We start from the raw sequence: 21,475 nt of genomic DNA on the forward strand, positions 1-21,475 counted from the left end.
GTCGAACCCAAGCTGCTGATCGCCTTCCTGCCGGCGAGCTACGGCTACTTCGTGCTGCCGACCTACCCGAGCGATCTGGCCTGCATCGGTTTCGACCGCTCCGGTACCACCCGCATCGGCAAGTTCATCATCAACCACAGCTTCATCATTCCGGGGCTGATCGGGGTGGTGACCTCCTGCTCGCTGGGCTTTATCCTCACCAGCATCCTGCTCTAATCGCAGCGGCGTTTACCACGCTATTGCAATACAGGCCCCCGCTTTGGGGGCCTGCTTTTTTCCCGCTCTGTTACCCCAACCATTTCCCCGCCGCCATTTCCGGACACTATGCCTTTACCTCTGCCCCCGCCGCTGGGTAGCATGCTCCCTCGTTCACCATCGGAATCTCATCCATGTCTCGCGTCATCCTGCTCTGGAGCGGTGGCAAAGATGCCATGCTGGCCCTCTGTCATGCCCGCCAAGCGGGCCATCAGGTGGTGGCACTTGCCACCTTTGCCCCGCCAGAGCCCCGATTTCTCGCTCATCCTTTGCCACTGGTGCGCCGTCAGGCGGAAGCCCTCGGGCTGCCCCATCTGCTGGTCACCATCGAAGCGCCGTTCGAGCAGAGCTATGAGACGGCGCTGAGCCACTTGCAGCAGGAGTGGAACCTCGACGGGGTAGTGACCGGCGATATCGACAGCGTGGGGGGCGCACCAAACTGGATCCGCGAACGCTGCCGCCCGCTCGGGCTCACCGTCCATACCCCGCTCTGGCAGCAATCTCGCCAAGCCTTGCTGGCGGATATGCTGGCCCGCGGCATCGTCGCCCACCTCTCCTGCATCGATACCCGGGTGCTGGCCCCCGAGTGGACTGGACGCCCCCTCGATGCCGCCACCCTCTGCGAGCTACAACAACTGGCCGAGCGCGAGGGCTTCGATGCCTGCGGCGAGCAGGGGGAGTACCACACCATGGTGACTGACGGCCCGGGCTTTGCCGCCCCGCTGCGCCTCGATGGCTGGCAGGTAGCACGGCAGGATCATCTGGCCTATCTGGCTGAGCCACAGGGGTAACGGCCTCAAGCCATCTGGCGCGCTCGTTCAGGGACGCGCGAAAAATCGAGATAAAAAAAGGGAGGCAACAGCCTCCCGTTTGGAGTGGAGCGGACCAATTTTGAGCGGGCCATGATGACCCGAACAAGGGATAAACCGGCTTATTTCGCCAGCTTGCCCAGCACCCGCTGCAGCAGGCGGATGCGCGGCTCGATGCTGTCCAGCAGCAGGAATTCCGCCTCCGAGTGAAAACCGCCCCCCATGGGGCCGAAACCATCGAGGGACGGCACCCCCGCGGCGGCGGTAAAGTTGGCATCCGAACCGCCACCGGCCTCCAGCCAGTTGAAGGAGATCCCCTCCTCTTTCGCAGCCGCCTCCACCAGCGCCATCACAGCTTCTGTATCGCCGCTCGGGCGCATCGCCGGCTTGAAGGTCTGGCGATCCACCTCGACCCGACAGCCCGCAAGGAAGGGGTTGTTGGCCATAAAGGTGAGCCGCTCGTGCACCGCAGCGGCCTCTTCGTTACTCCAGAAACGCAGATCGACGATTGCCTCGGCAAAGTCGGGCACCACGTTAACGCCGGTGCCGCCCTGTACCACGCCGACGTTCATGGTGGTGCCCGTGGTCATGTTGACCTGCTCGTTAATGGCCAGCACCCAATGAGCGAGTTCTGTGATTGCAGAGACCCCTTCGGTCAGAGCCGAACCGGCATGGGACGCCTTGCCGTGAAAGGTGATGCGGTACTTGGCATTGCCCTTGCGGGCGCTGATAAGATCCCCGTTGGGGCGCGCCGCTTCGGCCACCAGCACGCAGCCGCTCTGTTTGGCCTTCTCCACCAGCCAATCTTTCGACCAGGGGGAGCCAATCTCTTCGTCGCAGTTGCAGCAGACCAGCACCTTGAGCTTGGCCAGCTGCACCGGATCCATCTCTTTAAGTGCATACCAGATAGAGAGCAGGCCACTCTTCATGTCCGAGACACCGGGGCCAAAGGCTTGATTGCCTTCGATTTTCAACGGGCGCTTGGCCGCTGTTCCCTCGGGGAAGACGGTGTCCATGTGGCCCACCAGCATCACGTCGTAGTGAGCGGCACCCGGCGCATTGGTGATCTCGAGGCAGGGGCCGCACTCGGCAGCAAACTGGTGGCGGGTCACCTGCCAGCCGATGGCCTCATATTTCTCGGTCATGATGTCGGCCACTTTGGCCACCCCGGCCGGGGTGCGAGTACCGCAATCGAGGTTGATGAGCGGGGCCAGATCTGCCAGGTAGGCATCCAGAGAAAAAGCGTTGCGAGAGTCTGTCATTGTCATCTCCTGGGACGGGAGGGCAGGCCTCCCGTCCGACAGCCGAGTGAAAGGGGCGGACAGCTCGTGCCGTCCGCCACCCGCTTACATAAACAGCAGATAGTTGAGGGTCAGCGCCGTCACCAGCGCCCCCGCCATCGGCACGCTGGTGCGTTTGACCACGGTAAAGGGCGACACCTTGGCAATCCCCGCACAAGCGATCAGCACCGCCGCGATGGGAGAGATGGTGCGGCCGATACTGGAAGCGAGCTGCATCGGCAGCAACATGGTCACCGCAGGCACGCCAAACTTGGCCGCCACCGCCGGTGCCAGGGTCGAGAAGCTCAGGAACGCCGCGTTGCCGGAGCCCATGATGACCGCCGCCACCATGATGAGGCCCACCATCACCAGGGTCATCAGGCCGCTGCCGATACCGGCATTGCTGGCAGAGTGCAGCAGGGTATCGATGGCGCCGATGGCCTTGAGAGATTCGGCAAACAGCTCGGCACAGACGATGAGCGCCACCACAGGGCCAAACACCTTGCCCATGCCATCGAGGAAGCTCGACAGCCCCGCGAATGCGGTTCGCACCGAGCGGCTACGCAGCAGCTCGCACAGCATGCCGATAAAGACCGACAGCAGCATGGCCACCTCCACGCTCATCTTGATGTCGCTCACCAGCAGCTTGGAGAAGGTCATCATCAGCACGAAGGGGATTATCGGCAGCAGGGCATACCAGGTGGGCGCCTGCACGCTCTCGGTGCCCTGCTCGTCCAGCTCGGCGTGATCGCCGCGATGGAGCGCCGGATCCCAGCCATCCTTGCGATCGCAGTGACGCTGCCAGAAGAAGTGCAGCACCATGGTCACCAGCAGCATGGGGGCCACCAGCCAGATCTGGTAGTCGACGAAATAGCTGGTCGGATCCATGCCGGATTGACCGGCGGAGAAGATGGCGTTGGTCTGGGTCGGGCCAATTTCAAACGCCTGGGAGGTGGCGATGACACCACAGGCGGAGGCCGGGCTGATGCCGAGGTTGCGCATCACCGGATACATGGTGACCATCAACAACAGGCCAAGGCCGGTGGCGGAGGTGACGAACAGGGAGACAAAGACCGCCACCAGATAACAGATGGCGAGCATCAGGTAGCTGGACTGGATGCCCGCCACCGGCTTGACCGCCACCCGCACCAGCGCCTGAGAGGCCCCGATATGGGACATGTAAGTGGCAAAACCCGCCACCGCCATAATGGTGAGGCCGAGGCCCGCCGCGCGGTAGGAGAAGATCCCCTTGAACACTTCGAACAGGTCGAACAGGGCGAAGCCGGTGCTCTTGTCAGCGGGGAGAATGGGGTGCAGCCCCAACCAGTAGGCCACTGCAAAAATGGCCATGCCCGCCAGCGCCAGCACCGCCTGCGGGTTGTAATCCTTGATAATGCCGTAGACCACGGCGACCAGAACGAGCAAGACGAATAAAAGTTCCAATATTCACTCCTGATAAATTTATCGAGGAGCGAAATCTAGTGATCTGACTACTGTTTGCCTTTGATCCCCATCAATAAAGGTGACGACATTGGGCTTTGACAGCACAATATGTTAGCCAAGTGCCAAATTTTCGTTTTTTCACCCACAGAAAAACCTTTACCATTCTCGGAAAGAGAATTGTCTGACGCGACTCCCCTCTTTTTTGCGTTGGATCAACATACGACAGCGCCGAACTGGCGAAGATGCGCTTCGACATATAGCGACCATTTCGCGCCGGAGAGAGTTATGACAAGCCAAGCCACCGCAGGTCTCTCGACCTGCGACTACAAGCTGTGGGACATCCTCGTCGAGTCTGCAAAGGAACGCACTACCATTCGTTATTCCAAACTGGCCAAGCAGGCCGGGCTGGAGCAGTGCCAGGATGAACTGCGCACCCTGCTGCAACGCATCCGCATGTACTGCACCGAAAACAACCTGCCGATCCTCTCCGCCATCGTGGTGGACGACGTGGGCAAATACACTGGCCTCTCTTCCAGCCTGCCTGATGCCCCCTGGGAACGGGCCCGGGTCTTTGACCATGAGTGGACCACCCTGCACTGATTGAGGTACTTGATGATGCCGACCAAAACGCGCCCACTGGCGCGTTTTGGCTATCTGGCGTTTGCCCCCTTCTCTTTTTCTCCTGCAATAGTCGATCTTCTCCCGCAATACCCAACCCCATCGGGCACGCCAGCCCCACTGCTTCTGACTTTGTGCTCAAAATCGCCGTTCAGGTGTGACCAGTTCCGGTAAAACCCGCGAGCCGGACCATCGGCGTTGCCATGGGATTGCCACAATGCCAGAATCGGGCCCTTGCACTCTGTTGATTCGGATTTTCGGGCGCGGCCACGGCCAGCGCCCACAAGAGAAGGACTCCCCATGGCCATCACCCTCTATGGCATCAAGAACTGCGACACCATCAAGAAAGCCCGCAAGTGGCTGGATGAGGCCGGTATCGACTACCGCTTTCACGACCACCGCGCCGACGGCCTGAACCCGGACGATCTGGACAGCTGGCTGGCAAAACTCGGCTGGGAAGCCCTGCTCAACAGCCGCGGCACCACCTTCCGCGCCCTGCCGGATGAGGCCAAACAGGGGCTCGACACCGCCAAGGCGCGCGCCCTGCTGCTGGAACATCCGGCCATGATCAAGCGCCCGCTGCTCGACCGTGACGGCGAACTGACCCTGGGTTTCAAGGCTGATCACTACCAATCCCTCTTTTCCCGTTAAGGACAACTAAGGACAACTGATGTCGGATGTCATCGCACTGGCCAAGGATCTGATCCGCCGCCCCTCCGTTACCCCCCTCGATGAAGGGTGCCAGACCCTGATGGCGGAGCTCCTCGCCAAGCTCGGGTTTGTCATCGAGCCCATGGTGTTTGAGGACACCACCAACCTCTGGGCCCGTCGTGGCAGCGAGGGGCCACTGTTCTGCTTCGCCGGTCACACCGACGTGGTGCCCGCCGGGCCGCTGGACAAATGGCACACCCCGCCGTTCGAGCCGACCATCAAGGATGGCGTGCTCTACGGACGCGGCGCCGCCGACATGAAGGGCTCGCTGGCTGCCATGGTGGTGGCGGTAGAGCGCTTCGTGGCCGAGCATCCGGATCACACCGGGTCCATCGCCTTTCTCATCACCTCCGATGAGGAGGGGCCCTTTATCAATGGCACCACCCGGGTGATCGACACCCTGGAGGCCCGCAACGAGAAGATCCGCTGGTGCATCGTCGGCGAGCCCTCCTCTACCGCCGTGGTAGGGGATGTAGTGAAGAACGGCCGCCGCGGCTCCATCACCGGCGATCTGCTGGTACGCGGGGTGCAGGGCCATGTGGCTTATCCCCATCTGGCTGACAACCCGATCCACAAGGCGGCGCCAGCGCTGGCCGAACTTGCCGCCACCGTGTGGGATGAGGGCAACGCCTACTTCCCCCCCACCAGCTTCCAGATTGCCAACATCTCGGCCGGCACCGGCGCTTCCAACGTCATTCCGGGCGAATTGCAGGTGCAGTTTAACTTCCGCTTCAGCACCGAACTGACCGACCTGGATATCCGCGAGCGGGTCGAGGCGCTGCTGGATAAACATGGCCTCGATTATCAGCTGAGCTGGACCCTCTCCGGCCAACCTTTCCTCACCGATACCGGCGCGCTGCTTGATGCGGCCGTGGCGGCCATCGAGGCGGTGAACGGTCAGCGACCGGCCCTGCTCACCACTGGTGGCACCTCCGACGGGCGCTTTATCGCCCCCACCGGCGCCGAGGTGATTGAGCTCGGGCCGGTCAACGCCACCATTCACAAGGTGAACGAGTGCGTGAAGGCGGACGATCTGGATCTGCTGGCCGACATGTACCAAGGGGTGCTCGAGAGATTGCTGGCATGACGCAGGAACAACTGCTGGGGCTCGACGAGAGCCACCTTATTCTGGTGGGGCGCGGCCCCCATCGGCTGACCGCCGCCACCGCGGCGGCCTTCAACGACATGCAGGTGGCGGCCGCCTACGAGGGGTTCAACCTGCAGGCGGCCTCCAGCTGGCGCAGCTTCGAGCGCCAACTCGCCATCTGGAATGGCAAGTGGCGCGGCGAACGGCCACTGCTCGATGCCCACAGCCAGCCCATCGACGCCCTGCAACTGAGCGACGAGGAGCGCCTCCACGCTATCCTGCGCTGGAGCGCCCTGCCCGGCACCAGCCGTCACCACTGGGGGACCGATCTCGATATCTACGACCCGGACTGCCTGCCCGCCAATACCAAACTGGCACTGGAGCCGTGGGAGTATGAAGCCGGGGGCTGGTTTGCAGGCTTGAGCGAGTGGCTCAGCGACCATATGAGCGACTTCGGCTTCTTCCTCCCTTATGCCAAGCCGGTCGGGGCAGAGAGCGGGGTCGCCTACGAGCCCTGGCATATTAGCTTCTCGCTGGAGTCCGACGAGCAGCGACTTGATCCCGCGGCACTGGCGCTTTGCCTGCAACAGGCGGATATTGAAGGCAAGTCGACCATATTGGCCAACCTTGATGAAATTTTGGCCTGTTATGTCACCACCTGTCCTGACGAAAGGAAAATCCCATGAATCTCTGGCTGTGGATAGGGTTGCCGCTGCTGTTCCTGCTCGGGCTGTTTCTCAATGCCATCAATGACATGAAACGGCTGGAGAAGCAGTTGCCCAACTACAAGGACAAGATCCGCGAAGTAAAGGATGACGAGGACGACTGAATCCCGCCCCCATCCCGTGGGGAGCGCCCTTGTGCTCCCCTCTCCCTCTGCTGTGCCGTTTCGCTTTTCCCCGCCCTCTCCTCCCTGCGCATCCTGAAATCGACGCTCCTTTGACTCCGCTTTCGTTAACCCCGTCACAGTCAGAATATGGCGCGGCCATGCTGAAAAAAGGGATGAAAAATGTAAGAAAGTGAAAATTGATGCACAAATAAGCCACACAAGGGGTGCCTAACTGCATATAATGTGCCTACTTTGCACATTACCAGGAAGGAGTTCGCCCTTGGATGCCGCTACCATCAACAGTTTCTTTTTTGTCGCTGCCCTGTTGGTGGGAGCCAGCGTACTGTTGAGCGCCCTCTCTTCCCGCCTCGGTATTCCCATTCTGGTTATCTTCCTCGCCGTCGGCATGCTGGCCGGTGAGGATGGCCCTGGTGGCATCCACTTCGCCGACTACTCCATCGCCTATCTGGTGGGCAACCTGGCGCTTGCCATCATTCTGCTCGACGGTGGCATGCGCACCCGGGTCTCCTCGTTTCGGGTTGCACTCTGGCCTGCCTTGTCGCTGGCGACAGTCGGGGTGGCTATCACCACCGGCCTGACGGGGCTTGCCGCAGCCTGGCTGTTTGACCTCAACCTGATGCAGGGGATGCTGATCGGCGCCATCGTCGGCTCCACCGATGCGGCAGCGGTTTTCTCCCTGCTTGGCGGGCGCAGCCTCAACGAGCGGGTGAGCGCGACGCTGGAGATAGAGTCGGGCAGCAACGATCCTATGGCAGTGTTTCTTACCGTCACCCTGATCGAGGTGCTCGCCACCGCCCAGCAAGGGCTGGATGGGGGCTTCCTGCTGCTGCAACTGGTCAAGCAGTTTGGTCTTGGCGCCGGGATCGGCCTTGGCGGCGGCTGGCTGCTGTGGCGCCTCATCAACACAGCCCGCTTGGCGCCGGGGCTCTATCCGCTGCTCACCGTCAGCGGCGGTCTGCTGATCTTCGCCCTCACCACGGCGGTCGGTGGCAGCGGCATTCTCGCCATCTATCTCACCGGTCTGTTGCTCGGTAACCTCGCCCTGCGCAGCCGCAGCACCACATTGTCGGTGCTGGACGGTCTGACCTGGCTCAGCCAAATCGGCATGTTTCTGGTGCTGGGGCTGCTTGCCTCCCCCCACAAGCTGCTGCCCATCGCCCTGCCCGCGCTGGCGCTGGCGATGTGGATGATCCTGTTTGCCCGCCCGGTGTCGGTCTGGATCGGGCTGCTACCGTTCAAGAACTTCGCCCCCCGCGAGCGCTGGTTTATCTCCTGGGTTGGCCTGCGCGGCGCCGTGCCCATCATTCTGGCGGTGTTCCCCATGATGGCGGGGCTGCCCAACGCCCAGCTCTACTTCAACGTCGCCTTCTTTGTAGTACTGGTCTCGCTGATTTTGCAGGGCAGCTCGCTACCGCTGGCCTCAAAACTGGCGCGGGTGGAGGTACCGGCACCGCCGTCGCCCATCAACCGCTCCGGGCTCGAAATCGATCTCGACAGCCAGTGGGAGACCTTCGTCTACCAGCTGGGGGAAGAGAAGTGGTGCATCGGCTCGCCACTGCGGGATCTGCAGATGCCCACCGGCACCCGGATCTGCGCCCTGTTTCGTGGCCGCGAGCTGCTCCACCCCTCGGGTAGTACCTGTCTGCAGGCCGATGACATCCTCTGCGTCATCGGTCACGAACGTGACCTCCCCGCCCTCGGTCAGCTCTTTAGTCAGGCACCGGAGCAAGATCTCGGCCCCCGCTTCTTCGGTGACTTCCTGCTGGAAGCGGCGGCACGGCTGGTGGATCTCGCCCCTCTTTACGGGCTGGATGTGAGCGAGGTGGCGGATCAGACACTGGGCGATTTTATTGCCAGTCAGTTGGGCGATAATCTGGTGGTCGGTGACAACATCGAATGGCAGGGCCTGATCTGGACCGTGGCCGAAATGGACGAGAGCGTGCCGAGCAAGATCGGGGTGCGCTTTCAGGAAGAGGACCCGGTCTGACTGACCGTCCCGTATCAAGTCCCCAGCAAGAAGGGAGAGAGTTATGCCATATCAAAGTTTGCTGTCCGGCCCCCTGCCCCCCGCTGCCAATCTGGGGGTCATTGAAGGCTTTTTTGGCAAGGGATGGAGCTGGCAGGCCCGCGCCCGCTACGCCCAGTGGCTGCCACGCCACGGTTACGGTTTCTATATCTATGCACCGAAAGAGGATGGCTATCTGCGCAAGCACTGGGCCCTCCCCTGGCCCGAGCAGCAGCTGGCGGATCTCGCCGAACTGGCGCGCCAGTGCCGCGCCAACGGCCTCGCCTTCGGGGTGGGCTTGAGCCCCATGGGGGCTCATCACGACTACGATCGCAAACGCTCGGCGCTGCTTGAGAAAGTGCGCCTCATCGACGAGATGCTGCAGCCTGACATTCTGGCAGTGCTGTTTGACGACATGAAGGGGGATACCCCGGATCTGGCGCACCATCAGCTCATCATCGCCCACGACATCGCGGCTCACAGCAAGGCGACCCGCCTCATCTTCTGCCCCAGCTACTACTCGACCGATCCGGTGCTGGAGAAGGTGTTTGGCGCCATGCCTCCCCACTATCTGGAGGAGCTTGGCGAGCGGCTCGATCGCCGTTTCGAGATCTTCTGGACCGGCCCCAAGGTCTGCTCCAGCGAATATCCGGCCAGCCACCTCAAGCAGGTGACCGAACTGCTCGGCCGCAAGCCCTTCCTGTGGGACAACTACCCGGTCAACGATGGCAGCAAGGCGAGCAGCTACCTGCACCTGCGCGCCTTCGAGAATCGCCCTGCCGAGCTGGCAGAGCTGGTCTCTGGCCACGCGGTCAACCCGATGAAACAGGCGGCGCTGTCGACCCTACCCCTCGCCACCCTGCCGATGAGCTACCGCCTCGGCAAGCAGTACGACCCCGACAAGGCGCAGCATGCCGCCCTCAACGCCACCTGCGGCCCACAGATCTCGGCGATGATCGAGGCCGACCTGCCGCTGTTTCAGGACATAGGGATGGCCCAGCTGACCCCTGAGCAGGTGGCCCATCTCAAGGCCCGCTACCTGCCGTTTCGTGACCAATCCTGCGTCGACGAAATCGTGCGCTGGCTGGATGGGGAGTATGTGTTCGACCCCGACTGCCTGACCGATTGATCTGCCTCGGCAGGCGTGATGGGCACAGCCACTCTGGACAAGGTGTGCGCACAGTTACGGCAACAAAGAGTTAATCACTGAGAATATCGGGCATAACCCGGGGCCAGGATGGCAGTTAAACAGCCCTGACAAGATGGTTTCAAGGGAGCTTGTATGGATACACATCTGCTTTACCAGAATCTGGCGGTGATCGCTGCCTTCTTGCTGATCTACAGCCTGATCGCGGGGCGCTTCGAATCAAAGCTGGTCAACGGCCCCCTGCTCTTTCTGCTGACCGGCTGGTTGCTGGGGCCTGGCGGGCTGGAGCTGCTCTCCCTCTCTATCGACAGCGCCGGCATCAAGCTGCTGGCCGAGCTGACTCTGGTTATCGTTCTGTTCAACGATGCCGCCAATACCAACTGGCAAGTATTGCTGGCCAACCGGCAGCTCCCCATCCGGCTGCTAATGATCGGCCTGCCACTGACGCTCATCGCCGGAGCCCTGTTTGGTCACTGGATCTTCCCCGACCTGCCACTGCTGGAGATGGCCATCCTCTCCACCATTCTTGCCCCCACGGATGCGGCGCTCGGCAAGGCGGTGGTGAGCAACCCGGCCGTACCGGCGCCACTGCGCGAAGGGCTCAATCAGGAGAGCGGCCTCAACGACGGCATCTGTGTGCCTGTGCTGCTTCTGCTGCTGGCCCTTATCGCCCCCACAGAGCAGCACGCAGGCACAGCCACGCTGGCCATCACCCTGATGCTGGAGGAGATCGGCATTGGCCTCCTGGTCGCTTTTGTACTGACCAGCCTAACCATACGGCTGCTGAAAATCTCCTATCTCAACGGCTGGCAACTGCCGCTCTGGCGCCAGCTCACCATGCCGGGACTGGCCCTGCTCTGCTTTGCGCTGGCCCAGAGTCTGGGGGGGAGCGGCTTTATCGCCGCCTTTGTCGGCGGTCTCTTTATCGGGCGCAGACTCGGTGAACACAAGCACGCCTATATGGACAGTTGCGAAGGCTACGGCGACCTGCTCTCCGTGGTGATCTGGATGGTGTTTGGCGCAACTCTGCTCCCCATGTTGTCGGAGCTGATGCACTGGCAATACTGGCTCTATGCCATTGCCAGCCTCACCCTGCTGCGGATGGTGCCGGTCTGGCTGAGCCTGCTCGGCACCGGCCTCAAGCCAGAGCTCAAGCTCTTTATCGGCTGGTTCGGCCCGCGGGGCCTTGCCAGTATCGTCTTTGCAGTGATGGTGCTGCAAAACCAGCCTGCCCTGATTGGCCAGCGCCCCATCATCGCCACTGTGCTCTGCACCATCATATTGAGCGTGCTGCTGCATGGCATCACCGCCAACCCCTGGGTCACACGTTTCAAACCCCGCTGAACCACTTGGCACTCATAAAAAATGCCACCGACCGGTGGCATTTTTCTTGTCTGGTGGGGGTCACTAACAGCGCTTAACCAAGCGCCAGCCAGACTCCCACCCCCAGCATCAGAGTACCGGCGATGCGGTTCATCAGGGTGACGTTGCCGCTCTTGGCGAGGAAGTGGCGCAGAGTTCGGCCACCACTGGCGTAGAGCAGCAGGCAGGAGAATTCGATGACCAGAATAAGCGCCACCAGCGCAGTGATCTGCGGCACCATCGGCTTGCTGGCCGAAATGAACGGTGGCAGCAGGGAGATCATGAAGGCCCACCCCTTGGGGTTGGCAATGGCGGTGACGAAACCCTGCACCGCCAGTCCCATGGCGCTGGTCTGCTGACCGGACGAAAGATCCGCCGGAATGGCCATCTTCCCCTTGGCCTGCCACATCTGGATACCGAGCCAAACCAGATAGGCGCCCCCCACATATTTGAAGGCGGCAAAGATCCCCGGATAGTTGAGCATGATGGCAGCCACCCCGATCACCGACAGCACCGAGACCAACCCGACTCCGATCAGCTCCCCCCACATCATGTGCAGGGTACGGCGCACCCCCAGGCTCATCCCCAACGTCATCGACAGGGTCATGCACATGCCGGGGGTCACCGAGACAAAGAAAAAGGTCGGGATAAACAGAGCCAGAATGGCCGGATCGATCCAGCTGGACACTACACACCTCCATACGCCAAGAGCGGGGAATCACGAAAACGGGACAGGATTGACTCAATCCGGCCAGTTGTACCACATATTCAGGGGATCAAGCGTTCAATCATGCATATATGGCGCCTTTTTCACAAGGAAAAACCTTTTCTTCAGCAAATTTCAGCAATAAAAGCCTGTGACAGCTCCTGACGTAGGTGTGTAATATGTCGGCTCCTCCCATTTCGGATTAGAGCCATTTATGTCATTGAATAATCTATCAATACGTGTCCAGGTCCTGATACCGCTGCTGCTGGCCAGCCTGCTGATGATGGTGATGATTGCCATCAGTAAACAGGGGCTGGATGAAGCCATCAATGACATAGATGAGACGACCCAGAGCGTGGTCCAGCACAAGGACGATATTGCCAAACTGATCCACGCCACCTACCGGCTGCGCACCAGCGCCATCTATGGCCTCTACGATGCCAAGCTGTTTGCCGCACTACCTGCGAACCTCAACAGCGCCGAGCAGGAGATCAACACCATTCTCGGCCGTCTGGTGCTCCCCGGTGCCGAGCAGGATAACCGGCAGGTCGCTGCCGCCCTGCAGGCCTACCTCAGCCATACCCGCAGCAACATGCTGCCGCTGCTGGCGCAAAAACATCAGGGTGGCGGCGATCCGGTCGCCTACGAGGCGGCCCGCCTCCATTTCCGCGAGCTGGGTGAACAGCTGATCAAACAGATCGACAGCATGTCGGCCCACATCAACCAGCTGATCCAGCAAGAGCTGGCCGACGAGCAGGCTCACTACGACGCAACCCTGCTGCGTACCCTGCTGCTCACCGCCGGTACCCTACTGGCGGCGCTGATCTGTGGCTGGGTCCTCTCCGGTCGCATCGTCAGCCCCATCGGTCAGTTGCAAGAGGTGATGCACGCCGTGGCGCAAGGGCGCTTCAACGTGCGCGCCAAAGCGGATGGCAACAACGAGCTGACCCGTCTGGCCAAAGATATCAACCTCACTCTGGGGCAACTTGGTAGCACCATCGAGAACCTGACCGGGATCAGCAACAGCGTCGCCTCCGCCGCCACCGAGCTGGCCGCCGTGATGACCCAGGCTGAAGCCAACGCCCAGCAGCAGCACAGCGAGATCGAACAGGTCGCCTCCGCCGTGACCGAACTCTCCAGCACAGCAGACAACGTCAACCACAACGCCGCCATCGCCGACGAGCTGGCGCGGGATGCCAATGGCCGGGTCGAACAGGGGCTCGCCCTCTTTACCGAAAGCATCGCCGCCAACAGCCGGATGGCAGGCAGTCTGGAAGATGCTGCCGCCATCGTGGCTCAGCTCAAATCCCAGTCCGAGCAGATCGGCAAGGTAATTGAAGTGATCCAGGGGATCTCCGAGCAGACCAACCTGCTGGCGCTCAATGCCGCCATCGAAGCGGCCCGTGCCGGCGAAACGGGTCGTGGTTTTGCGGTGGTGGCCGACGAGGTGAGAATGCTGGCAGCCCGTACCCAGGACTCCACCAAGGAGATCCAGGCCATCATCGAGCGGCTGCAGAGCCAGTCCCAATCCGCCAACAACGGCGTGCAGGAGACCCTGGAGATCCTCGGTCATAACCAACGCCTGTCAGCTCAGGTGCAGGATCTGCTGAGTGGCATTACCGGTGCCGTACGCCAGATCAACGACGCCAACGCCCAGGTCGCCACCGCAGCCGAGGAGCAGTCCTGCGTCACTGCCGACATCAACCGCAACATCACCAATATTCACGAGATCGTGAGCCAGAGCTCCGCCGGCATCAGCCAGAGCGCCAGTGCCAGCAACGAACTCTCCCAGCTCGCCGAGCAGCAACGCAAGCAGCTGGCCCAATTCCAGCTGTAAGCGCACAAAGTGAACCAGACAAAAAGGCCCGCAAGGGCCTTTCTTGTTGATGGATCAATGGCTTTGTATCTGTTTTAAACGCCATTTTTTGGCTTGTGGCGCCATAAGGGGCTGGGCTGCCCTGTCAAATATCGGTATGGTAGAGGCACGTTACTCCCCCTCACGTGAGCACACCATGAGCCTGAGATTCAAGAAACCCGCTTTTATCGCCTTGGGGCTCATCGCCCTCATTTCCGCCGCCTGGCTCGACTACTACCTGCCGGAGCACACCATCGCTACCATCACCGGGGTCGAGGTGAAGCGCACCGACAAGGATGGCCCCATCAGCCAGAAAAACCCGGCTGACGGCCCCACCACCGACGTCTATTACATCTACACCGAGCGCCCCGGCGAGAAGATCCGGGTGTTCAGAAATGAGGATACCGAGTGGGGCTGGCCCTTCTACTTTAAGTTCAACGCCGCCGACGTCCAGGCCAAGGCCAAGTCGATGGAGTTCGAGAAACGCCTAGCCATCATCACCTCCTACGGCTGGCGCGTGAACATGTTCTCCATGTTCCCCAACGTCACCAAGATCGAGAGCACAGAGCCTGACGCCTCCACCTGGAGCTTCTTCCGCTGGTTCTGGTTCGGCCTCTGGGCACTGGTGATGGGCAAAGCCGCCATCGCAACCTGGCGCTACTTCGATCGTCTTGAGGATGAGATCTGATGGAGCCGAGCAAGACCCGCACCAGTTTCTACCGGCGGCTCTACGTGGCCTGGCTGATCAGCCAAGGCACGGATACGGTGCCCGCCATCATGGAGGCAACCGGCATGCCGCGCCGCACCGCGCAAGATACCCTGAGCGCGCTGGCCGAGCTCGACATCAGCTGCGCCTTCGAGCAGACCGAGGGGGCTCGCCACCTGCAGGGACACTACCGCATCAGCGACTGGGGCCCCATCAATCCGGCATGGATCAAGGCTCAACTGCCGCTTATCAAAGAGACGTTGAGCTATCCCTGAAATGATGTCGAGTCAGGCCTGCGACTGGGGAACCTATTGCAATCCGGCATGGATCAAGGCTCAACTGCCGCTTATCAAGGAGACGTTGAGCTATCCCTGATCAGGGCGCTAAGCAACAATAAAAAAGAGGGGCCAGCCGACAAGGCTGGCCCCTCTTTTTTCAGGCCGATGGCCTAACAGGTGGCTCTACTCGGGCATGGCCGAATCTTCAAGCTCCCCGTCTGACTCACCGCGGGTGCAGTCGATGATGGAGCGCTTGGGGTTGTTGGGATCGCGCAGCAATAGGGGCGCCAACCCCTCGTCATGCTTCTGCTCGTCACCAAACTCGCTGCCGTAGGCGTTGTGGGTCAACCGGCGGGCATTGGCGATGGGGGTATCGACAAAGAGGGCATGCACTTCGAAGCTGGAAGCGGGCACGATAAAACCGACCACCGGCAAGCCGTGCAGCTCCTCGTGCACCTTGTACCAGGCAAAGCCGTCGCTCACCTTGTAGGGGGTGTAGTTGGCCAATTGTAGATTGGCGGGCCTGCCCGTCTCATCCACATAGAGATCGGTAAATTCACAGGTCGCCAGCCCCTGCCACATCCGCTCGAATGGCGTCGCACAGCCTGTCAGTTGCAACCCGGCCAGCAGCACCAAGCCTCTCTTCCACATTCCCCGCCCCTTCTTGCAAAAATGAACCGGCGCTCAGTCAAACGCCCGCAGCCGCGTCACCAGCAGATCGATAAAGCCCGGACGATCCAGCCCCAACAATACCAGCGCATTGGCTGGCTTGCCGGTCAGACCATAACGATCCACCACCGTCATCCCCACGGTATGCTCCCCCCGGGTCTCGATATCGACCCGGCACTCGACCCCGTGAAACAACTCGGGAGCCAGCAACCAGGCAATGGTACAGGGGTCGTGGAGCGGCGCACCAGCAAATCCCCACTTGGGATCCCGATGGTAGATCATGAAAAAGTCGAGCAACCCGGCCACACACTGGGCCACCGGGTTGGTGATGGCGCGCACCCGTTCGATATCCTCATCCATCACCTGCGCCTCGTGGGTCACATCGAGGCCACACATGATGATGGGGATGCCCGACTTGAACACCATATCGGCCGCTTCCGGATCGACATAAATATTGAATTCCGCGGCCGGGGTCCAGTTGCCGGCCCCCGCGGCGCCCCCCATCAGCACGATGCGGGCGATCTTGCCCTTTAGCTCGGGGTGAGCCGCCAGCAGCAGGGCGATATTGGTGAGCGGGCCGGTCGGCACCAGGGTCACGGGCTCCGGGCTCTCGCGCAGACATTGGGCCATTAGCTCGATCCCCGTCATCCTCTGCGGTGCAAAGGCGGGATCCGGCAACTTGGGGCCATCGAGGCCCGATTCGCCATGGACGTTGTCGGCGATAATCAACTCGCGGGCCAGCGGTTTCGGCGCCCCGGCCGCCACCGGAATATCGTCCCGCCCCAGCAAGGTGAGGATGCGCAGGGCATTGTTGAGGGTCTTGTCCGGTGTCTGGTTGCCCGCGCTGGTGGTAACTGCCAACACGTCAAGTTCAGGGCTGGCCAGCGCCAGAATCAGGGCGATGGCGTCGTCGTGGCCGGGATCACAATCGAGAATAACGGGCAGTGCCATGGGATGAGTCCTTACAACATAACAGGGAGCCATACCTTAACAAGCAAGCCTCGGATGAACTCGGGAAGGGGTCACAAAACGGGGCCTTGTTGCTGACCTGGGCGGTTTGCACTGTACACCGCCTCGCTCAACACGGCTCATTATCAATAGGTTGCATGACGTCATTCCGTTCATTTTCCGAGGCTGCGCACCACCCATTCGCCCGGCCGAGCCGGTTCGGGTATGATCGCACCCCGTTTCCAGCCTGTGCCACCTATGTCCGTTATCGTCGACACCTTTATCGCCCCGCCCTGCAAGGCCGCCATCGAGATCCTGTTCGAGGATGAACACCTGCTGCTCATCAACAAGCCAAGCGGCCTGCTGAGTCTGTCGGGCAAAAATCCGCAGAATCTCGACTCGGTTCATTATCGACTGGTGCAGGATTTCCCCGGCTGCACCCTGGTGCATCGCCTAGATTTTGGCACCTCAGGCATCATGGTGGTCGCCAGAAACAAGGCCATCAATGCCCTGCTCTGCCAGCAGTTCAGCCAGCGGGCGGTGAGCAAAGCCTACAGCGCCCTGCTCTGCGGTCATCTGATTGACGACGAAGGAGTTATCGACGCCCCTATCGCCAAGGATCCAGCCCTCTTTCCGCTGATGAAGATCTGCGCCGCCAGCGGCAAACCCGCCCGCTCCCGCTATCGGGTGATTGAGCGGCTGGCGCAGCAGATACAGGGGCAGACCGTGCCACTGACCCGGGTACGACTGGTGCCGGAGACCGGCCGCACCCATCAGCTGCGCATCCACAGTCAGCTGCTGGGTCACCCCATCCTCGGCTGCGATCTCTATGGTGGCCTGCTGCCAGCCAGCTGCGAACAGGCGCCGCGGCTGATGCTGCACGCCAGCGAGCTGGATTTTACTCATCCGATGAGCGGCGAGCCGATGCAGATCCGCTGTGCGGCGCCTTTTTAGGGGCAATAGGTAGAGGCAGCCAGCAGAGACAACCAGCGCAAGTGCGACGGGATCAGTGAAAGGCGTGACGGGAGAGGAAAAGCGGTAAACGGCGGATAAAGATAGGGGCCGCGCTTTCGCAACGGCCCCCACCCCCCACTCTTTGTGGTGCTATCAGATCAGCTTGCGGGCAGCGCCCAGTACGATCTTGATGGCATCAGATTCGGTCTTCGCCATGGTCTCGGCGTTCGGGATCTCTTGCTGGGTGCGGTTGACGATAACGCCAGCCACCATACCGGCACGCAGGCCCTGGCTGGAGCACATGGTCAGCAGGGTTGCAGATTCCATTTCATAGTTCAGCACGCCCATGGCTTGCCACTCTTTCATGGAACCCTGGAAACGGCTCACTACGCGGCCGGATACGGTATCGTAACGCTCCTGACCCGGGTAGAAGGTGTCAGAGGAGGCAGTCACACCGATGTGCAGCTTGGAGCCCATCTCTTTGGCGGTGTTGACCAGCGCGGTGGTGCAGTCGAAGTCGGCAACAGCCGGGAACTCCATCGGTGCGAAGTGCAGGCTGGCACCGTCGAGGCGCACGGAACCGGTGGTCACGATCACGTCACCCACGTTCAGGTGCGGCTGGATGGCGCCGGTGGTGCCGATACGCAGGAAGGTGCGGATGCCAAGCTGGGCCAGCTCTTCTACCGCGATGGAGGTGGACGGGCCACCAATACCGGTAGAGCAGATGATCACGGCCTTGCCGTCCATCTCGCCGCGCCAGGTAGTGAATTCACGATGGCTGGCCAGGTGCACCGGGTTATCCAACAGCTCTGCGATACGCTTCACGCGCTCGGGGTCACCGGGGACGATCGCCAGGGTGGCGCCTTGCAGATCCGCTTTCTTCAAACCCAAGTGAAATACATCAGACATATTGGACTCCTGGTTGCCCCCTGCCAGCATGGTCAGGGCACAAGTTAAGATGATTCTTTATGATACTTTCAAGCCTTTACCCCCCTCTTCGGGGAGGCGCCAACTATGGTCGAAAGCGCTTTCCAATTCCTTGAAGCGCCTCACACTTCCACGCATTGACAGTGACAAACATTGTGCAAAACGTTTGCTAACTCAATGAAATAATTGACAAACGTTTTTCTGCCAATCGAGTCAGATGCGGGAAAGTCAAGCCTGGTTCAGCGCTTAATTAACGACTCGTGATCGACCCCGTAAAGTTGTAAACAAGATGCTTTTGTATCCCTTTCTAGATGGTAGCCTAGCTCTCAACTACCACTTAATGGCTAACTACAGGAAGTCCATCATGGCTACATTCAAATTCTATATTCCCGCAATCAACCTGATGGGTGCCGGCTGTCTGCAAGAGGCTGCCGCCGATATCAAGGGTTACGGCTATCGCAAGGCGCTGATCGTCACCGACAAAATCCTCAACCAGATCGGCGTGGTCGCCAAGCTCACCACCCTGTTGGCTGAACATGGCATTGAAAGCGCTGTTTTCGATGAGACCAAACCCAACCCCACTACCAGCAACGTTGAAGCAGGTCTGGCCATGATCAAGGCCAACGGCTGCGACTGTGTCATCTCGCTGGGTGGCGGCTCGCCCCACGACTGCGCCAAGGGCATTGCGCTGGTCGCCGCCAACGGTGGCAGCATCAAGGATTACGAAGGGGTGGATCGCTCCGCCAAGCCACAGTTGCCGCTTATCGCCATCAACACCACCGCCGGTACCGCCTCCGAGATGACCCGCTTCTGCATCATCACCGACGAAGCGCGCCACGTGAAAATGGCCATCATCGACAAGCACGTTACCCCGCTGATGTCGGTCAACGATCCCGAGCTGATGCTGGCCAAGCCGGCCGGTCTCACCGCCGCCACCGGCATGGATGCCCTGACCCACGCCATCGAGGCCTATGTCTCCACCATCGCCACACCGGTGACCGATGCCAGCGCCGTGATGGCCATCGAGCTGATTGCCAAGCACCTGCGCACCGCTGTTCACCATGGCGATGACCTGCATGCCCGCGAGCAGATGGCCTATGCCCAGTTCCTGGCCGGCATGGCCTTCAACAACGCAAGCCTCGGCTACGTGCACGCCATGGCCCACCAGCTGGGCGGCTTCTATGACCTGCCCCACGGTGTCTGTAACGCCGTGCTGCTGCCCCACGTTCAGGCGTTCAACGCCCAGGTGAGCGCCGCTCGCCTGAAGGATGTCGCCCGCTACATGGGGGTGGATGTGAGCGCCATGAACGACGAGCAGGGCGCCGCCGCTGCCATTGCCGCCATCAAGCAGCTGGCGCTGGATGTGAAGATCCCGGCCGGTCTGGAGCAGCTCGGCGTCAAGGCCGATGACTTCGATACCCTGGCCAGCAACGCCCTGAAAGATGCCTGCGGCTTCACCAACCCGAAACAGGCCAGCCACGAAGAGATCGTCGCCATCTTCCGCGCGGCGATGTAAAGGCCACCGGATTGCCAGAAAGGGTCGCAGTGCGGCCCTTTTTATTGGCTGATGGATCAATGGCTTTTTACTTCCGTGGAGGGAGTCGGTATGATTTGCCGAGCCAAAAAGACTGTATGGATGATCTGAACTCGATATGCGGATGAAACACCTGATTGCCGCGGCTTTGACCGCCCTCACCCTCTCCGGTTGCAGCCTGGTCTATCGTATCGATATTCCCCAGGGCAACTATGTGGAACAAAAACAGGTCGACAAACTGCGCCAGGGGATGACCCGCGAGCAGGTCAGCTATGTGCTGGGGACCCCCATGCTGCGTGACGGCTTTGACCCCAACACCTGGTACTACCTCTATGAATTCCAGCCGGGCCACGGCGACAAGGAGCGCAAAGAGCTCACTGTCACCTTCGCCAACGACAGGCTGACCACAGTGACGGGTGACTTCCCACTGCCAGCAGCCTTCAATACCCCACTCTGATATCCCGCAAAACCGGCCTCGTGCCGGTTTTGTTTTATCCAGCCCCGCGTAATTCATCCTGCCCGACAACACTGCGTCATTTCTCCCCATTGCAGCAGCTCGCAAATTGCCTGATGCTGATGAGCCGCCACCATGGCATCAACACCATCGAATGACACAGGGAGAATCCCCATGAGCCGGATCCTGATTGCCGGAGCCAGCGGCCTGATCGGTCGCGAACTGGTGCAGCAACTGCCTGCCGAACATGAACTGACCCTGCTCTGTCGAAAGCCGGGCAAGGAGGCGCACCACTGGCTACCGGTCAATTTTGATGATCTGGCCAGCGTTACCCTCTCCCGCCCGGTGGATATCGCCTTCTGTGCCCTCGGCACCACCCGCAAGGAGGCGGGCTCTGCCGAGGCGTTTCGCCGGGTCGATCTCGACTATGTGGTCGCCTTTGCCGAGCTGGCCCGCCGTCACAGCTGTCAGCGCCTTATCGTGGTCTCGAGCATGGGGGCCAGCGCATCGTCCCCGGCTCTCTATCCGCGTACCAAGGGAGAGATGGAGCAGGCCCTGCTGGCCCAATCCTGGCCACGGCTCGCCATCGTGCGGCCCGCCATGCTGCTCGGGGATCGCCAGCCACCGCGCCTCTCCGAGCAGATCTTTCAGACCATCTATCCGCTGTTTCGGCCACTGCTGGTGGGCAAGCTCGCCCGCTGGCGCGCCATCGAGGCCAGTCAGGTGGCTCGCGCCATGATCGCCCTCTCGAAACTGCCCGCCGGGTGCGAGATTGTCGAGAACGAGCAACTGCTGGCCCTCTGAACCCGCCCTTCCCCACTGATTACGCACAGTGCTGCAAAAACAGAGCCGCAAAAACAAAGGGCAAGCCAGCCGG

General features: G+C 61.0%; 22 protein-coding genes and 1 pseudogene. 17 read left to right on the plus strand and 6 right to left on the minus strand.

From position 1 onward, the window contains the following. Both G5358_RS07540 and G5358_RS07545 read left to right on the plus strand, forming a co-directional pair. A pseudogene (locus tag G5358_RS07540) lies at positions 1-216 on the plus strand (anaerobic C4-dicarboxylate transporter); the annotation flags it as partial. A 173-nt stretch (positions 217-389) separates the two neighbouring features. Next, the gene (locus tag G5358_RS07545; protein WP_216954205.1) at positions 390-1,046 is read left to right on the plus strand and encodes an adenine nucleotide alpha hydrolase; all 657 of its coding nucleotides are present in this window, start codon (positions 390-392) and stop codon (positions 1,044-1,046) included. A 140-nt stretch (positions 1,047-1,186) separates the two neighbouring features. Here the strand turns inward: G5358_RS07545 and G5358_RS07550 are convergent, their stop codons facing one another. Together G5358_RS07550 and dcuC are read right to left on the minus strand one after the other, a co-directional pair. Next, the gene (locus G5358_RS07550) at positions 1,187-2,326 is read right to left on the minus strand and encodes a M20 family metallopeptidase (RefSeq protein ID WP_421323888.1); all 1,140 of its coding nucleotides are present in this window, start codon (positions 2,324-2,326) and stop codon (positions 1,187-1,189) included. Between the two features lie 84 nt (positions 2,327-2,410). Next, the gene (dcuC, locus tag G5358_RS07555) at positions 2,411-3,787 is read right to left on the minus strand and encodes a C4-dicarboxylate transporter DcuC (RefSeq protein WP_216954209.1); all 1,377 of its coding nucleotides are present in this window, start codon (positions 3,785-3,787) and stop codon (positions 2,411-2,413) included. Positions 3,788-4,072: 285 nt separating this feature from the next. Here dcuC and G5358_RS07560 point away from each other — a divergent pair, with 285 nt between their 5' ends. From G5358_RS07560 to G5358_RS07595, 8 genes are all read left to right on the plus strand, one after another. Beyond that, positions 4,073-4,387: a hypothetical protein gene (locus tag G5358_RS07560; protein WP_421323889.1), complete on the plus strand. Its 315-nt coding sequence runs from the start codon at positions 4,073-4,075 to the stop codon at positions 4,385-4,387. Between the two features lie 318 nt (positions 4,388-4,705). Beyond that, entirely contained in the window at positions 4,706-5,056 is a 351-nt protein-coding gene (locus G5358_RS07565; RefSeq protein WP_005337930.1) for an ArsC family reductase, read from the plus strand. 19 nt (positions 5,057-5,075) lie between these two features. Beyond that, a complete protein-coding gene (gene dapE, locus G5358_RS07570) occupies positions 5,076-6,203 on the plus strand; it encodes a succinyl-diaminopimelate desuccinylase (protein WP_421323890.1) in 1,128 nt (375 codons plus the stop codon). Beyond that, positions 6,200-6,889 carry a M15 family metallopeptidase gene (locus G5358_RS07575; protein ID WP_216954216.1) on the plus strand — a complete coding sequence of 230 codons (690 nt, stop codon included), beginning with the start codon at positions 6,200-6,202 and terminating at the stop codon, positions 6,887-6,889. Before dapE ends, G5358_RS07575 begins: the two co-directional genes overlap by 4 nt. Next, on the plus strand, positions 6,886-7,032 hold the full coding sequence (locus G5358_RS07580; RefSeq protein ID WP_421323891.1) for a hypothetical protein: 147 nt from the start codon (positions 6,886-6,888) through the stop codon (positions 7,030-7,032). Before G5358_RS07575 ends, G5358_RS07580 begins: the two co-directional genes overlap by 4 nt. A 280-nt stretch (positions 7,033-7,312) precedes the next feature. Further along, positions 7,313-9,040 carry a potassium/proton antiporter gene (locus G5358_RS07585; RefSeq protein WP_005359340.1) on the plus strand — a complete coding sequence of 576 codons (1,728 nt, stop codon included), beginning with the start codon at positions 7,313-7,315 and terminating at the stop codon, positions 9,038-9,040. A 43-nt stretch (positions 9,041-9,083) separates the two neighbouring features. Then, complete coding sequence (locus G5358_RS07590) at positions 9,084-10,187, plus strand: beta-N-acetylglucosaminidase domain-containing protein (protein ID WP_216954218.1); 1,104 nt, start codon at positions 9,084-9,086, stop codon at positions 10,185-10,187. Positions 10,188-10,340: 153 nt separating this feature from the next. Next, the gene (locus G5358_RS07595) at positions 10,341-11,549 is read left to right on the plus strand and encodes a cation:proton antiporter (protein ID WP_421205789.1); all 1,209 of its coding nucleotides are present in this window, start codon (positions 10,341-10,343) and stop codon (positions 11,547-11,549) included. 73 nt (positions 11,550-11,622) lie between these two features. Here the strand turns inward: G5358_RS07595 and G5358_RS07600 are convergent, their stop codons facing one another. Continuing rightward, positions 11,623-12,255, minus strand: coding sequence for a LysE family translocator (locus tag G5358_RS07600; RefSeq protein WP_216954223.1), 633 nt, complete (start codon positions 12,253-12,255; stop codon positions 11,623-11,625). Positions 12,256-12,487: 232 nt separating this feature from the next. Here G5358_RS07600 and G5358_RS07605 point away from each other — a divergent pair, with 232 nt between their 5' ends. From G5358_RS07605 to G5358_RS07615, 3 genes are all read left to right on the plus strand, one after another. Next, positions 12,488-14,110 (plus strand): methyl-accepting chemotaxis protein, encoded by a 1,623-nt coding sequence (locus G5358_RS07605; protein ID WP_216954225.1) that lies wholly within the window; start codon positions 12,488-12,490, stop codon positions 14,108-14,110. Between the two features lie 175 nt (positions 14,111-14,285). After that, the gene (locus G5358_RS07610) at positions 14,286-14,816 is read left to right on the plus strand and encodes a DUF1523 family protein (protein ID WP_005337948.1); all 531 of its coding nucleotides are present in this window, start codon (positions 14,286-14,288) and stop codon (positions 14,814-14,816) included. After that, positions 14,816-15,109: a winged helix-turn-helix domain-containing protein gene (locus tag G5358_RS07615; protein WP_204827381.1), complete on the plus strand. Its 294-nt coding sequence runs from the start codon at positions 14,816-14,818 to the stop codon at positions 15,107-15,109. The genes G5358_RS07610 and G5358_RS07615 overlap by 1 nt, the downstream gene beginning before the upstream one ends. Positions 15,110-15,295: 186 nt before the next feature. Here G5358_RS07615 and G5358_RS07620 read toward each other — a convergent pair whose 3' ends face one another. After that, positions 15,296-15,763, minus strand: a complete 468-nt coding sequence (locus G5358_RS07620; RefSeq protein ID WP_005337958.1) for a hypothetical protein — start codon at positions 15,761-15,763, stop codon at positions 15,296-15,298. Between the two features lie 33 nt (positions 15,764-15,796). Further along, positions 15,797-16,732, minus strand: a complete 936-nt coding sequence (gene rihA, locus G5358_RS07625; protein WP_421323892.1) for a pyrimidine-specific ribonucleoside hydrolase RihA — start codon at positions 16,730-16,732, stop codon at positions 15,797-15,799. A 222-nt stretch (positions 16,733-16,954) separates the two neighbouring features. Between rihA and G5358_RS07630 the strand changes: the two genes are divergently transcribed. Next, positions 16,955-17,683 carry an RluA family pseudouridine synthase gene (locus G5358_RS07630; protein ID WP_421323893.1) on the plus strand — a complete coding sequence of 243 codons (729 nt, stop codon included), beginning with the start codon at positions 16,955-16,957 and terminating at the stop codon, positions 17,681-17,683. A gap of 153 nt (positions 17,684-17,836) precedes the next feature. Here G5358_RS07630 and udp read toward each other — a convergent pair whose 3' ends face one another. After that, a complete protein-coding gene (gene udp, locus G5358_RS07635; RefSeq protein ID WP_005337975.1) occupies positions 17,837-18,592 on the minus strand; it encodes a uridine phosphorylase in 756 nt (251 codons plus the stop codon). Between the two features lie 382 nt (positions 18,593-18,974). On the opposite strand from udp, the gene yiaY reads away from it, so the two are divergent. The 3 genes from yiaY to G5358_RS07650 all read left to right on the plus strand — a co-directional run bounded on the left by yiaY (position 18,975) and on the right by G5358_RS07650 (position 21,402). Further along, positions 18,975-20,126, plus strand: a complete 1,152-nt coding sequence (gene yiaY / locus G5358_RS07640; RefSeq protein ID WP_005337978.1) for an L-threonine dehydrogenase — start codon at positions 18,975-18,977, stop codon at positions 20,124-20,126. Between the two features lie 136 nt (positions 20,127-20,262). Further along, positions 20,263-20,601, plus strand: coding sequence for an outer membrane protein assembly factor BamE (bamE, locus tag G5358_RS07645; protein WP_005337980.1), 339 nt, complete (start codon positions 20,263-20,265; stop codon positions 20,599-20,601). A gap of 171 nt (positions 20,602-20,772) precedes the next feature. Next, positions 20,773-21,402: an NAD(P)H-binding protein gene (locus G5358_RS07650; RefSeq protein ID WP_421323894.1), complete on the plus strand. Its 630-nt coding sequence runs from the start codon at positions 20,773-20,775 to the stop codon at positions 21,400-21,402. The last annotated feature ends 73 nt before the right edge of the window (positions 21,403-21,475 follow it).

The sequence above is a fragment of the Aeromonas sp. 604176 genome (genome assembly GCF_049170755.1).
Taxonomy (GTDB): Bacteria; Pseudomonadota; Gammaproteobacteria; order Enterobacterales; family Aeromonadaceae; genus Aeromonas; species Aeromonas veronii_A.